Source organism: Microcystis sp. M090S1 (genome assembly GCF_020246295.1).
Lineage (GTDB): Bacteria > Cyanobacteriota > Cyanobacteriia > Cyanobacteriales > Microcystaceae > Microcystis > Microcystis aeruginosa.
In genome coordinates this window covers 1-12,333 of the sequence record NZ_JADBTF010000096.1, presented here as the reverse complement: position 1 = coordinate 12,333, position 12,333 = coordinate 1, and the positions used below count along the sequence as shown (strand labels likewise).

Below are 12,333 nucleotides of genomic sequence, written 5' to 3'. Positions count from 1 at the left end.
CTTGTGTTGGTGTGGGGTAAAATCGAAACGAATAGGCTTTTTCCATACCTCACATTTTAGCATATATTTCGTAAATGTGCTAATATTTAACAGTAAAGCCGTCGTAGAACGACGGGGTTTCAGACCCAAATTTTCGATGAACGCTTAACGGATGATGGCTTAACTCAATGGCATCCCGCTTTTCTACAATTAGGGAACAGCTTAGAAGAATGTGCCAAGAAATATAAAGGCTTTTGCCAAAGGTACAAACCGAAGGAGAAGAAGACCCCAACCCGATCACACTGGGGTAGTAAGCTGTTGGCTGGGGTTCAACTCTCGAATAAGACTCCAACTACCCACCCCAAAAAATCTAAGTCCCGTTTTGTTCAAACCCCGAATTAACTACGGTTGTACGTCAATTCATTGAGGCAAACCGTGGGACCTGGCAAGGAGAAAAAGACTTTTGACATTTTTTGAGGTTCCTGCTAGAATCGGGGGGATTACTCTGCGTCGTCTCCCGCAAAAGGATCACTTAACCCTCTCCATCCCCATTGACTAGAGGGGGTGATCGCATTGCCATCACGAGAGACGGTAGCGGTATTTTCCCGTTGGACAGGAGCAGCGTTACGAGGGGTCAGTTTTTTGGTTTTCATGGGGTATATCCATAATTTTATTGAGTCAAATTTACCATTTCTTTTTTCCCGAGTCAAGAGTTTTTTTCGGTGAAGTTTTGTGAAGTTTTTGTTAAGCTAAGGAATATTTTAAGGTGAGATTCCGTCTGCAAATTAGGTGGATGCAAACCAGCTTTAACCCAATTTTTACGCACAATAACAGCCAGATTACTATTTAATCTTAAAGCTACAATTGTTGCTCGACCACAAGCCGTTACTCCCATAATTTCCGTTCCTTCTTGAGTCCAAGTAAAATGTTCTTGCCATTTTTGAAGGCGAGGATTAAATAAGGAAACCAACACCTCAGATTTGGGATCAATAGCTTCAGTTTGAGTCCATTTATATTGATTACATAATTCACAAGCTAAACATAAATTATCTTCTGTATTAGCACCACCTTTAGCTAAAGGTTGGATATGATCAATTTGTAATCTCCCCATAATATAATCCTGGTGACTTAGGCAATATTCACAGCGATTTCCTGCCCGTTGTTTAACTTTTTGGCGTAAGGTTTCTGTGAGAAAACTCATGGTATTAAAGGCTCTCTCAAACCTCGTTTAACGGCTTCAGCTAAGGCTATTGACTTTCTTAATTGTCCCATTTGGTAAATTGAGATTAAAACTAATAATTCATAGCCTTCGGCTTCGGTTAAGCCCGTATTTTTTCCCTTAGCTTGTAACTCTCCCAAGCGTTGATTCTGAACAGCATCCATTTTTGAATTAGCTAATTCAATAACTTCGGAATCTAAAAGATGGGAAACTTCAAGATGATTGCCCACAGCTGAGAGATTATTAAAGGTAGGCAAAATGATTTCTAAGGTATCAATTAAAACCTCGGATAACTCTCGTTCTGTAGCCTTTCCTAAACATTGGGCTGATTCAAGTAAACTGACTGGTAAATTAATAGTAATTTGAGTCATTTGTGATGTATGAATAAGTAAATCTTACTTTAATCATAGCTCATCTAATTCTGTCAAAGGTACAAACCCAAGGAGAAGAATACCGCTATCCGATAACCCTGGGGAAGTAAGCTATTGGCACGGGTTCATCTCCCTGAACCTAAGTCTTCTAGCACTCGTGAATCAAGGAAAAGGGGAACCGAGAAGAGAAACAACCTCTGCTTCCCTGCTACCCCTCTCCCCTGCTCCCCCTCTTGAAGAAAAGTAATCCCTCCCCGAAGCAATCTCCCAAGGGATTAAGATTGATTCGATGGCTTTGGTTAATCACAAATGATCACTTTTGTCAAGGACTTGGTGATTATTGCATTGGTAAATTAGCTAAAAAGTTTTAATTGTTCTGATTGGCAATAAATTGATGAACAATCTCAACTTTTAGATTTAATTCCCGCGCAATTTGTTCTTCGTTAAGTCCCAACCTAACCAGAAGAGGAATTGTTTCCAATTTCCCTTCAAGTTTACCTTCAAGTTTACCTTCAAGTTTACCTTCAAGTTTTCCTTCAAGTTTACCTTCAAGTTTTCCTTCAAGTTTTCCTTCAAGTTTTCCTTCAAGTTTTCCTTCAAGTTTTCCTTCTTCTTTAGCTTCTTGATAAAACTTGGTTTGTTTCCATTCAGTGAGATTAAACATGGCTTCTAACTCCTGGCGACTTTTCTGAGGAAATTTGTAGATAATAATCTTCTCGATTAACTCGATAACATTTCGTTGAGTGTTAGGGTCAATAATCTGTTGGCGGGTTTGCTCAATCAAGGATTGAACCTGTTCGGGTGCTTTTTTCCCACTGATGAGGATAAACTGGAGGATACTTATCCCCAGAGAGGGAGGAGATTCAGCCTCGATTTCATCGAGATATATTCGTTGGATCCGCTCTAAGTTTAGCAAATTTTGGTAAGCGATGGGAAACCCAATGTCCAAGCGGCGCTTTCCCCACAGAATCACGGGACAGCAGGCGCGTTCCGGCTTATACTGCTTGAGATACAGGAATATCTGAGTCATAAATCGCCAATAAAAATCCTCGTCTTTTTGAAATTGAACTTCGACAAAGTAAAGCGGATAATCCGGGTGGTCAGCATCGGGAATAAATACCCCATCGAGTCGGAAAGCCAATTCTTTGATTTCGATTGACTTGAATTGATAATTTTGCGCTAGATTCGGAGATTCCCCCAGCAGTTCAAAGAGAAGTTCGGGAAAGACTTGAAATAGGGTATAAAAGATTTTATCGGTTTTCATTACTCCTTCTTTGGTCGTCAAGTCAATAGTTTTTTTATGAATTTGTGTGAAGTTTTTGTTAAATTTAGATTACTCTAACTAGATTAATTTTTTATCCTTGCCATTCCCAATTGCAAAACCTCTAAAACCTTGGCTAAGTCACCGGCTAGTAAAGCATCTCTATCTAACCATAATCCAGGGAATATCTGAGAACAAATTATCCCTTCTGATTTCGGTTCAAGTTTAATATATTCTTCATTGGTTAATCTAAACCAATCAAATTCTCCATCGTCAACTCGCCAGACTAGATATTCTTGCACTTGGTTACGGCGATAAACCTTAAGTTTTTGATGTAAGTCAAGGGAGACGGTACTCGCTGCAATTTCGACGATTAACTCTGGCGCACCTTCGACATAACCATCCTCACTAATCGTTGATTGTCCACCATTTTTAATTCTTAATAGTGCATCGGGTTGAGGTTCATTGTCCGCATCAAGACGAACCGTACAATTATCCCCTAATTGCAGATTGGGGGTAAAGGCTTTATACACACTTAGCCAACCTATAATATCAGCATGGGGTTCACCATGGTTCTTAATTCTGAGGGGAGAAGCCATAATATAAACAATTCCTTCAATGAGTTCTGCTTTTTTCAGATTTGGCATGGCATTATATCTACGCTCAAATTCACGACGAGTGAGCTTGTCCCCATTTTCTAGGCGTGGAATGGTTAATTGAGGAGACATCGTTGTAGTTGCTATCATCTTGGTATTTCCTGTCGTCAAAAAATGGGTAATTCTAAAGTAAATCTCGGTAAAACGCTCTCCCCAGATAAGGTGGTTGGTAATGAGACGATTTCTACTTCCTGATTTTGGCGATAGATGGCTACCTGTTGACTAATGGGATCAATTAACCAACCGAGTCTTAAGCCACTGACGAGATATTCCTGCATTTTTGCTTGGAGTTGACTTAAAGAATCAGTGCGCGACCTTAATTCTATCACAAAATCAGGACAAATTGTTGCAAATTTTTCTTGTTCTTCTCGGGGTAAAGCTTCCCAGCGTTCATTAGCAATCCAAGCAACATCAGGGGAACGTTTACCCCTCTTGGGTAAGGTAAATATAGTGGAAGAACTAAAGACTTTACCGAGTTTTGTTTGACGATTCCAAATAACCAAATCGGCGTTCAAATTTGATTCTCGATGAGTTCAAACTATCCAAGCGGGAATGCCGGGAGGTATTTCTTTATGCCATCAAGAAGGCTTTAGACAAACACCAGTTTAAGCTTTATGCTCTCTGTATCATGTCTAATCATCTCCATTATCTGATCGAACCTGCCCAACCAGAAGATTTACCCAAAATTATGCACTTTCTCAACTGGTACAAGGCGATGTGATCCCCCCGCCTTCGGCTTCCCCCGTCGTGCGTTTCATTTTTGAGTCAAGACTTAAATTTAGCGGCGTGATTGCTCTAAAATAGGGTTATCGCTTGCTCAGTATATAGCAATGACCTTAATCGCTGTCATCGATTATGACATGGGAAATCTGCACTCTGCCTGTAAAGGACTGGAAACCGTGGGTGCAGTGCCGAAAATTACCGATTCTCCCCTCGATCTCGAAAAAGCTGACGCTATTGTCTTACCCGGAGTCGGTTCTTTTGATCCTGCTGTCCGGCAAATTCGCAGCCGTCATCTAGAAAAACCGATCAAAGCGGCGATCGCTAATGGTAAACCCTTTCTCGGTATCTGTCTCGGTTTACAAATTCTCTTTGACTCATCAGAGGAGGGTCAAGAGGCGGGTTTAGGGATTATTCCGGGGACAGTGCGCCGTTTTCGCTCGGAACCTGGCATTACCATTCCCCACATGGGTTGGAATCAATTAGACTTCACCCAGCCGGATCATGCTCTTTGGCAGGGATTACCCCCGCACCCTCACGTCTATTTTGTCCATTCCTATTATGTCGATCCCCTTGATAGTCATGTAACTGCTGCCACCGTCACCCACGGCAGTCAAACGGTGACGGCAGCGATCGCTCGTGAGCGTTTGGTAGCGGTGCAGTTTCACCCGGAAAAATCCTCGACTAATGGCTTAAAAATTCTGGCTAACTTTGTTGAACAGGTGCAAAAATTAGCTTTAGTCTCCTAAATAAGCCTTTAAAACCCGCTCGTTTTTTTGGATTTCGCTGGGAATACCATCGGCTAAATTTGTCCCTTCTGCTAATACCCAAACGTGGTGACAAAGGGACATAATCACATCCATATTATGCTCGATAATTAAAAAGGTAATTCCCTGACGATTCCATTCGATAATATGGTCGCTGATTTGAGCGATTAAAGTTGGGTTAACTCCGGCGGCTGGTTCATCTAATAAAATTAATTTTGGCTTGGTCATTAGCGCTCGGCCAATCTCTAATAATTTACGCTGTCCTCCCGATAAAGCTCCCGCATAATCCTGCGCTTTCTCCCCTAGACCAATCGAATCTAATATGTCCAAAGCTTTGGCACGATTTTCCTGTTCCTGTTGGCGAATTTTTGCCCCCTGAAACCAGACTTTGAGAAAATTTTCTCCCGTTTGCCCCGGACTAGCTAAGAGCATATTTTCTAACACCGTTAATCTGGATAATACCCTTGCTACTTGAAAAGTTCTCACACATCCTTTCAGGGCAATTTGATAGGGAGGCAGCTGATGAATGGGCTGACCATCAAGAAAAACTTCCCCTTTATCTGGGCGAATAAAATTAGATAAAAGGTTAAAAAGTGTGGTTTTGCCGGCTCCATTTGGACCGATTAACCCGGTGATGCTGCCCTGCGGCACATCCAAATAAGCATTATTGACGGCGCGAATGCCCCCAAAACTTTTCGATAATCCTTTGGCAGAAAGTAACATAAATATCAAGTAAACATCAGTTATCAGTAAACAGTAAACAGTAATCAGTAATCAGTGAAAAGACAGTAAGTAGTCGTGGGAAATAAATTTCTTAGTTGAGACAGGCAATAGGCACTCTTGCAATAGGCACTCTTGCAATAGGGTTATTTAAATGTGTAATTAATTTTGCTTAATTCCTTAGAAAACTGCTATTTAATACTGATAACTGATAACTGATAACTGATAACTGAAATTATCTTCCCAAAGTTAACTCCTCTTTTTTGCCGAGGATACCCTGGGGTCGCCAGATCATTAAAACCATGAGCAGCAGACCGATAATCATAATCCGTAAAGCCCCTAATTGGCTATCATTAAAAATATCTAATTGGGGCAGAATAAAGCGAGTCAGGGAATCGTAAGCCCAGAAAATTACTGCTCCTAGTAAGGTGCCGGCATTGCTACCAGAGCCACCGAGAATGATAATAATCCAAGCGTTAAAAGTCAATAATGGTTCAAAATTAGTCGGGTAAATAGTGGTTAATTGCCATGCTAAAAAAGCCCCAGCTAAACCAGCGATCGCACCGCCCAACATCAAAGATTGTAACTTATACCAAAAGACATTTTTTCCTAAAGCCCGGGGAATTTCTTCATCTTCCCGGATAGCTTTGAGGATGCGTCCCCAAGGCGATCGCAAAAGTAATTCTAAACCAGTATAAACGAGAGCGAGGAGGACTAAAACTACCACCATCAGCCCCGCTTTGTAATTATAGTCATTCAAGGCAATTACACCGTTTATATACAGAAAAAGCAGGATTATCGCCCCTAACAACCCCCAAAAGATTAAAGCTCTCTTTTGCGTCGGTTGATAGCTTTTACCGCTAATTTGCCCCGCTTCGCGCCATTGTCGTTGCAGATTGCGCCCCAATTGCCAGAGAGCAAAGATAGCAAGCAGGGTAAACAGGGCAATAATTAATAATTTGACGGGAAAACTGGGATTTATATCCAAAGGTAGGGGATAACGTTGTAGTCCGAAACTACCTTTCGTTAACCAATCCTCGTTAAGCACCAGCAAACGAATTAACTCAGACACCCCGATGGTGACAATTGCTAGATAATCGGCTCTTAATCTCAGGGTGGAAAAACCGATCGCCAATCCCAACAATGCCCCTAGGATCGCCCCGACAATGGCGGCAAAAATCATCGGTACACCCTGTAAAGTCAATAAAACCGTTGCATAAGCCCCTAAAGTGGCAAAAGCAACGTGACCAAAGTTAATTAAGCCAGTAAATCCCCATTGTAGATTTAAACCGAGGGCAAAAATCGCGTAAATACCCGCCCAAATTGTCAGGGAAACTAAATAATCTGTCATCTTAAGTAAAAAGTAAAAAAGGGGTTGGGGAAGTGGGGGAGACCACTTCGTGGGCGTTGCGGGGGGAGATGGGGGAGTGGGGGAGTGGGGAGATGGGGGAGTGGGGGAGTGGGGAGAGGAGGAGAAAAAAGCTGAAAACTCACATCTGATTACTGATTACTGATGACTGATCACTGAAAAAGCTGATTGCTAACTGCTAGTATAATATCAGTTACAACGGCCTCTGTAGCTTGATGGACAATTGTGACGAGCGGAGGGTGCTAGGCTATCAATACTGAAAAAACCTTGTCCTGTTAATTTCTATGCCTCTTTTGATTCTAATTGCCGATGATGACCCCGGTATCCGCCTAGCGGTCAAAGACTATTTAGAATTAGCAGGTTATAGTGTGGTGGCGGCGAGTAATGGTTTGGAAGCTTTGAATTTATTGGATACCTATCATCCCCATCTTTTGGTATCGGATATCAAAATGCCGCGTTTAGACGGCTATTCTTTGGTGACTAAGGTGCGGCAACAGCCAGAATTTAGGTTATTACCAGTAATTTTTTTAACCGAAAGAGGGTCAACAGAGGAAAGAATTCGCGGTTATCAAGTGGGTTGTGATATCTATCTTCCTAAACCTTTTGAGATGGAGGAATTAAAAGCAGTTATTCGCAATCTTTTAGAGCGAGCGCAAATGGTGCAAAGTGAACGTCAATATCAGAAATTAAAACCGGAAGAAAGCCCCAAAACTAGGGATGTTTTAACTTCTTCTTTACAGGACGATTTTAAGTTAACGAATCGCGAGCGGGAAGTGTTAGAACATTTAGCCCGGGGACTTTCTAATATTGAAATTGGGCAAAAACTGCATCTTAGTTCTCGCACGATCGAGAAATATGTTAGCAGTTTACTCAGGAAAACAACTACTAACAATCGGGCCGAATTGGTTCGTTTTTCCCTCGAACATAGATTAATCGATTAGCTGGAAGAAAAAACTTAAATTTTGTTTTTTACGTCCTCCAAAAGACTGCCACAGGAGTCTAAAAGTAGCTCGATTACGCGGTCAAAACCTTCACGACCACCGTAGTAGGGATCGGGAACTTCTTTTTCTGGGTGATAACGGGCATAGTCACACATTAACTTGACCTTTTCTTGATATTTTCCTGTCCGATCTAGGGATAAAATATCTTGATAATTGGCTTTATCCATGGCTAAGATTAGATCAAAATTCTCGAAATCCTCGCGGGTAAATTGTCTAGCTGTCCCTTGCAGAGGAATACCGCGTTTTTTGGCCGCCGTATTCATGCGAGAATCGGGAGGAGAACCGATATGATAACCGGCAGTCCCCGCAGAATCACAGAGGATTTTATTGCTTAATCCTTCTTGTTCAATCAGATAAGTCATGATATTCTCGGCAGCGGGAGAACGACAGATATTTCCTAAACAGACGAAGAGTAGTTTATAGGGCATAAATTGACCGGTAGAATCATCACTAAATTGCCAATTATAGGGCATTTTTAACATCCCGATAAAGATTTATCCTCAAAAAACTCCTCACTGTCCATTAACCTAATTTTGGCTAATCCCAAGCTTTCTAAATAATCTTGCCACCCTTGGGGGGTATCTTCGATCGCTAATAATCCTAATACCCTAGCTACGTCTGCTACCCAGGGTAGGGTGTGAATTCTATAACCCTGCCAGTTTACCTCTAAGGATAACCAAGCGGGAATCTCTTGGGGGTTAAATTGTTGGGAGGCAATATAATCAGCTTGAAAGCAGTAAATCCGAGGTGGTTTTTGACTCTCTAACAAGGTTAAACACTCCTTCTAATCTGGACATTAATCTCTTGACTCGTATTTTAGGGGAACCTCAGCATAATTTCTGTTAAATATGAACTTCTCTCGTCAAGAAATAGTTAAAAAACAACTGATAACTAGGCCGAGTTTCCCCAAGAAGGCAATTTACCCTTAATTCTCCCCTAAGCGAGGACGAATAATTAAATAAATTGCCGGACCGATTAGAGGCAATAGGGAAATTACCGGCAACAGGAAAGGATTTTTTAATCCCCGTCGGGTTAGATCATCTTGCAGCAAAATTGGACATAATAGGGTTAAAAGACAGAAATCTAAACTCATAACCTGAATAAAACGGCTAGTTTGCCACTGATGCCAAAAATCAGACCAATTGCCGTTAATTAATCCGTAAGCGATTAAAATTGCCGCAGTAATTAGGGCAATTACTCCCAACCAAGGTGAGTCTAGAAGTTTAATGACCAGATTTTTTTTACCGGTAAAATTGCTGTTGGGTTGACGGAGAGTTAGATAGGGTAAAATAGCGAAAGCACCCACAGCAAAGGAGGCAAAAGCAAAGGGCCAAGCGATGATTTTTTGGTCACGACCATCGATAATTAAAAGGCTAGTGTAGATAAGTGGCCAAACTCCCATCAGGTTAAAAAGAGCAATAATTAACGGGTTGATATCTTGCCATTTCCCAGTGGAAAGATCGATAATTAAATTCACTGTATCTGGTTGATCGGGGGGTGCTAGTAAAAAAGCGTATAATCCGAAGCCTAACCAAAGTAACCCGAGAATAATTTTTGTTAACATGGGAGTAGATAATTAGGTTAATTGAGTAATGGGGGTTTCAGCAGAAATTTTAGTACAAAAGTGATCAAAAGATCAAGCAATATTACCTAATCAATGATCGCTAATTTTTAGGGAAGACGACGGGGATTCATGGTTTCTGCTGGGTTAGTTTCTGCACTTTGAGAGTGGAGTAACCGAGTTTGTTCGAGGATAGTTTCTAAGTCTTCATCTGAGAATTCTTCTACATAGTTTAATTTCACTTCTTCTAGGAAGATAATTAATAACATCTCGATTCTTTCTAGACTGTGACGGGATTGTAATTCCCCGGCGAGAGATTGCCCGAAACGTTGGACTAATTGCTGCAATAAACGCTCAAAAACTTCGTCTTCCTGGGTAATCTTTTCCGCTATATTAACAAAGGATTGATACAATTGACTAGATAGACGATTACTCAAGTCAGTTTTTAACCCTTTCATTCCGGGTAATCGCAATAAGCTCTGATAAGCGGGAGTTTGACTGAGAATTTTCTCGATATTGTATTTAATTAAAGCTTCTGCTTCCGGTTTAACTTGCGGTAAAACCTTGTCAACGGTACTATTAACTAATAACCGAAAAATTTCGACAATTTCATTAGTATCATTGAGATTATTATATCCACCATTGAGAGATTTATCGAGAAATTTCTCCACTTGTCCCCGTCGAATATATTCCTGAATTTTATTAATAATTCTCAGGACAATTATCTCAGTAATATCCTTAGAAATTAGCGCAACTAAGCCTTTAACTGCCTGTTCTTTAATCAACCTTAAGTTAATAATTTTAACTTGATCTAGGCGAATAACAGTAGGAATAAATCGCAACCATCTCCAGATAGGAATAAACAGAAAAATATCGTACCATCGCCATAACATAGCCTCGCGCCAACGCAGACCTTTATGAGTGCGAGCAATCCACCAAGTTCTCAGCATAAATTCCCAGAAAAAGATGGTTCCAAAGAAAAAATCGATCGCCTCAAAGTTATCTATCGGTCTCCCATCTTCTCCCAGGGGACGAAAATAATTAGTTTCTATTAAAGGTTGAATTTCTTGATTAAAAAATTTCAACTCTTTTTCCCAGCCATTTTGAATGAGATAATCCCAAGTCCAAAACTTCTGAAAGGCTGCTTTTGCAGAAACATTTTCTGTTTTAAAAACCCGCAAGCGCATTTTATTTTTAATCTTCTCTAAAGTCCCAGTTTTCTCCGCCGAGGCAAAGGGATTATTATCGATCATATTGACACTTTTTTGGCGCAAATTGTCTAAAATTTTCTCGATCTCTTGGCGATATTCTTGCAGATTAAACTCTGGGTTAAAGAGCTTTTGATTAATCAGTTGATTAAGTTTATTAACCGTCTCTAAATATTCACTGGTACTGCGATAGGGTTTAATCCCTTTCACCACATCATACTTAGCGATTCCTTTAACAAAGGGAATTTCTAGGGGTTTGTCGGGAGGTATTTGCAATTCTTGAAAGGCAATCGGCCCGAGTTTTATTGGTTCATTAAATCTTAATAAGGTTATTTGCAAGCGTCCCTGTAACCAAAAATCTCGCAGGGGAATATAGGTTAAATCGAAAATAACCAGAATATAATTACATAACACCAATAGGGCCATGCAAGTCTCAAAGAGATTGCGCGGGGAAAAACGACGGTTTCTGCTCACGGGGTTTTTAGTCAAAGTCATTAGCCTAGAAAGCACACTTTGACCATGGTAAACCGAAACGCCTAATTTTTGGGACCCAAAGCGATAGAAGTAGTTAAAAAAGAGCGGTTAAACTTGGTTCTGCCTCAGTAATTAATAGATGTAGTCTTCTATTCTGTAATAGCATCCTAGCAGATTCAGTTAAGTAGTTAAGTAGCTGGTTATAATTAAATTAAAAATGGATTTTAGGTTCGATCCCCCCTGCCCCCCTTGATAAGGGGGGTGCCGATAGGCGGGGGGATCTACCCTTGATAAGGGGGGTGTCTGAGAACTTTTAACACCTACCTACTTAAGTCGGTAAGTCGCCTCGTAGGTTGGGTTGAGCGAAACAATACGGAGTCGAAAATGGCTCAATTCGATTGAAAAAGCGAAACCCAACCACCCCAACGGTTATTCTTAGTTGGGTTTCGTTCCTCAACCCAACCTACAGTAATTGCTGCTCTCGTAGGGTGTGTTAATAAAGTATTGACAATGTAAATACATCCTGCCTATACTACAAGTATGGATGTCTATTTTGTCCTCAGTGGCATTACTTTTGTTTGGAATGACGAGAAATCTAGGATTAACCCGATCAACCATGACGGTATTATGAAAGTTGAGGCATTAAAAAAACGACTGGAGAGAAATCGCCCTATGACTACAATCACGATTCGTATTCCCGAAGATGTGATTGAAGATTTAAAGCGGGTTGCACCGTTACTTGGTTTCTCAGGTTATCAACCTTTGATGCGTGCTTACATTGGACAAGGGCTGCGTGCGGATTTGGAGCGTCTAGAGGGAGATACAATTTCTGCTCTCGTTGCTAGTTTGAAGCGTCATGGTGTAAGTGATGAAGTGCTGCAAGAAGCGTTGAGTGAAGTTACTCCGCGTTAGCTGACTGACGGACACATTTTTCAATACAAAGACAAGTACTGTTATGTGAAAGCCTCAAACTCCTGAATAAAAGAAAAGGTAATTTTGCCATAATAATCCTGACGAGCTTTGCGAG

General features: G+C 40.9%; 16 protein-coding genes and 1 pseudogene. 4 read left to right on the top strand and 13 right to left on the bottom strand.

The features are described 5' to 3' along the window. The 7 genes and pseudogenes from IM477_RS22915 to IM477_RS04490 form a co-directional block, all read right to left on the bottom strand. The coding region (locus IM477_RS22915; RefSeq protein WP_353737710.1) for a helix-turn-helix domain-containing protein at window positions 1-46 on the bottom strand (46 nt) is incomplete at its 3' end. 433 nt (window positions 47-479) lie between these two features. Then, complete coding sequence (locus IM477_RS04515; protein WP_287730692.1) at window positions 480-632, bottom strand: anacyclamide/piricyclamide family prenylated cyclic peptide; 153 nt, start codon at window positions 630-632, stop codon at window positions 480-482. A gap of 53 nt (window positions 633-685) precedes the next feature. Further along, window positions 686-1,180, bottom strand: a complete 495-nt coding sequence (locus IM477_RS04510) for an HNH endonuclease (protein WP_287730691.1) — start codon at window positions 1,178-1,180, stop codon at window positions 686-688. After that, window positions 1,177-1,569, bottom strand: a complete 393-nt coding sequence (locus tag IM477_RS04505; RefSeq protein WP_002802535.1) for a hypothetical protein — start codon at window positions 1,567-1,569, stop codon at window positions 1,177-1,179. Before IM477_RS04505 ends, IM477_RS04510 begins: the two co-directional genes overlap by 4 nt. Before the next feature lie 367 nt (window positions 1,570-1,936). Further along, window positions 1,937-2,833 carry an Rpn family recombination-promoting nuclease/putative transposase gene (locus tag IM477_RS04500; RefSeq protein ID WP_287730694.1) on the bottom strand — a complete coding sequence of 299 codons (897 nt, stop codon included), beginning with the start codon at window positions 2,831-2,833 and terminating at the stop codon, window positions 1,937-1,939. 83 nt (window positions 2,834-2,916) lie between these two features. After that, window positions 2,917-3,576, bottom strand: a complete 660-nt coding sequence (locus IM477_RS04495; RefSeq protein ID WP_287730690.1) for a Uma2 family endonuclease — start codon at window positions 3,574-3,576, stop codon at window positions 2,917-2,919. Window positions 3,577-3,593: 17 nt separating this feature from the next. Beyond that, window positions 3,594-4,016: pseudogene (locus IM477_RS04490) on the bottom strand (Uma2 family endonuclease); the annotation flags it as partial. On the opposite strand from IM477_RS04490, the gene IM477_RS04485 reads away from it, so the two are divergent. Beyond that, window positions 4,004-4,207 (top strand): transposase, encoded by a 204-nt coding sequence (locus IM477_RS04485; protein WP_287730689.1) that lies wholly within the window; start codon window positions 4,004-4,006, stop codon window positions 4,205-4,207. The pseudogene IM477_RS04490 and the gene IM477_RS04485 overlap by 13 nt on opposite strands. Before the next feature lie 109 nt (window positions 4,208-4,316). Beyond that, a complete protein-coding gene (gene hisH, locus IM477_RS04480) occupies window positions 4,317-4,955 on the top strand; it encodes an imidazole glycerol phosphate synthase subunit HisH (protein ID WP_287730688.1) in 639 nt (212 codons plus the stop codon). Here the strand turns inward: hisH and IM477_RS04475 are convergent. Both IM477_RS04475 and IM477_RS04470 read right to left on the bottom strand, forming a co-directional pair. Next, entirely contained in the window at window positions 4,944-5,696 is a 753-nt protein-coding gene (locus tag IM477_RS04475) for an ABC transporter ATP-binding protein (protein WP_287730687.1), read from the bottom strand. The genes hisH and IM477_RS04475 overlap by 12 nt on opposite strands. Before the next feature lie 232 nt (window positions 5,697-5,928). Next, a complete protein-coding gene (locus tag IM477_RS04470; protein ID WP_287730686.1) occupies window positions 5,929-7,044 on the bottom strand; it encodes a branched-chain amino acid ABC transporter permease in 1,116 nt (371 codons plus the stop codon). A 302-nt stretch (window positions 7,045-7,346) separates the two neighbouring features. Between IM477_RS04470 and IM477_RS04465 the strand changes: the two genes are divergently transcribed. Further along, window positions 7,347-8,003: a response regulator transcription factor gene (locus IM477_RS04465; RefSeq protein WP_002791331.1), complete on the top strand. Its 657-nt coding sequence runs from the start codon at window positions 7,347-7,349 to the stop codon at window positions 8,001-8,003. A gap of 14 nt (window positions 8,004-8,017) precedes the next feature. Here IM477_RS04465 and IM477_RS04460 read toward each other — a convergent pair whose 3' ends face one another. The 4 genes from IM477_RS04460 to IM477_RS04445 form a co-directional block, all read right to left on the bottom strand. Then, window positions 8,018-8,536 (bottom strand): low molecular weight protein-tyrosine-phosphatase, encoded by a 519-nt coding sequence (locus IM477_RS04460; RefSeq protein WP_287730693.1) that lies wholly within the window; start codon window positions 8,534-8,536, stop codon window positions 8,018-8,020. Window positions 8,537-8,538: 2 nt separating this feature from the next. Further along, a complete protein-coding gene (locus IM477_RS04455; protein ID WP_149985702.1) occupies window positions 8,539-8,832 on the bottom strand; it encodes a hypothetical protein in 294 nt (97 codons plus the stop codon). A 156-nt stretch (window positions 8,833-8,988) separates the two neighbouring features. Then, window positions 8,989-9,627 carry a DUF2834 domain-containing protein gene (locus tag IM477_RS04450; RefSeq protein WP_287730685.1) on the bottom strand — a complete coding sequence of 213 codons (639 nt, stop codon included), beginning with the start codon at window positions 9,625-9,627 and terminating at the stop codon, window positions 8,989-8,991. A 107-nt stretch (window positions 9,628-9,734) separates the two neighbouring features. Further along, entirely contained in the window at window positions 9,735-11,327 is a 1,593-nt protein-coding gene (locus tag IM477_RS04445; RefSeq protein WP_190723687.1) for a DUF445 domain-containing protein, read from the bottom strand. A gap of 606 nt (window positions 11,328-11,933) precedes the next feature. On the opposite strand from IM477_RS04445, the gene IM477_RS04440 reads away from it, so the two are divergent. Next, the gene (locus IM477_RS04440; RefSeq protein ID WP_103111899.1) at window positions 11,934-12,218 is read left to right on the top strand and encodes a hypothetical protein; all 285 of its coding nucleotides are present in this window, start codon (window positions 11,934-11,936) and stop codon (window positions 12,216-12,218) included. The last annotated feature ends 115 nt before the right edge of the window (window positions 12,219-12,333 follow it).

What these genes read in the sequence shown, in the direction of transcription:
- IM477_RS04515 (WP_287730692.1), bottom strand. Translation starts at nt 632, where the DNA reads ATGAAAACCAAAAAACTGACCCCTCGTAACGCTGCTCCTGTCCAACGG.
- IM477_RS04510 (WP_287730691.1), bottom strand. Translation starts at nt 1,180, where the DNA reads ATGAGTTTTCTCACAGAAACCTTACGCCAAAAAGTTAAACAACGGGCA.
- IM477_RS04505 (WP_002802535.1), bottom strand. Translation starts at nt 1,569, where the DNA reads ATGACTCAAATTACTATTAATTTACCAGTCAGTTTACTTGAATCAGCC.
- IM477_RS04500 (WP_287730694.1), bottom strand. Translation starts at nt 2,833, where the DNA reads ATGAAAACCGATAAAATCTTTTATACCCTATTTCAAGTCTTTCCCGAA.
- IM477_RS04495 (WP_287730690.1), bottom strand. Translation starts at nt 3,576, where the DNA reads ATGATAGCAACTACAACGATGTCTCCTCAATTAACCATTCCACGCCTA.
- hisH (WP_287730688.1), top strand. Translation starts at nt 4,317, where the DNA reads ATGACCTTAATCGCTGTCATCGATTATGACATGGGAAATCTGCACTCT.
- IM477_RS04475 (WP_287730687.1), bottom strand. Translation starts at nt 5,696, where the DNA reads ATGTTACTTTCTGCCAAAGGATTATCGAAAAGTTTTGGGGGCATTCGC.
- IM477_RS04470 (WP_287730686.1), bottom strand. Translation starts at nt 7,044, where the DNA reads ATGACAGATTATTTAGTTTCCCTGACAATTTGGGCGGGTATTTACGCG.
- IM477_RS04465 (WP_002791331.1), top strand. Translation starts at nt 7,347, where the DNA reads ATGCCTCTTTTGATTCTAATTGCCGATGATGACCCCGGTATCCGCCTA.
- IM477_RS04460 (WP_287730693.1), bottom strand. Translation starts at nt 8,536, where the DNA reads ATGCCCTATAATTGGCAATTTAGTGATGATTCTACCGGTCAATTTATG.
- IM477_RS04450 (WP_287730685.1), bottom strand. Translation starts at nt 9,627, where the DNA reads ATGTTAACAAAAATTATTCTCGGGTTACTTTGGTTAGGCTTCGGATTA.
- IM477_RS04445 (WP_190723687.1), bottom strand. Translation starts at nt 11,327, where the DNA reads ATGACTTTGACTAAAAACCCCGTGAGCAGAAACCGTCGTTTTTCCCCG.
- IM477_RS04440 (WP_103111899.1), top strand. Translation starts at nt 11,934, where the DNA reads ATGAAAGTTGAGGCATTAAAAAAACGACTGGAGAGAAATCGCCCTATG.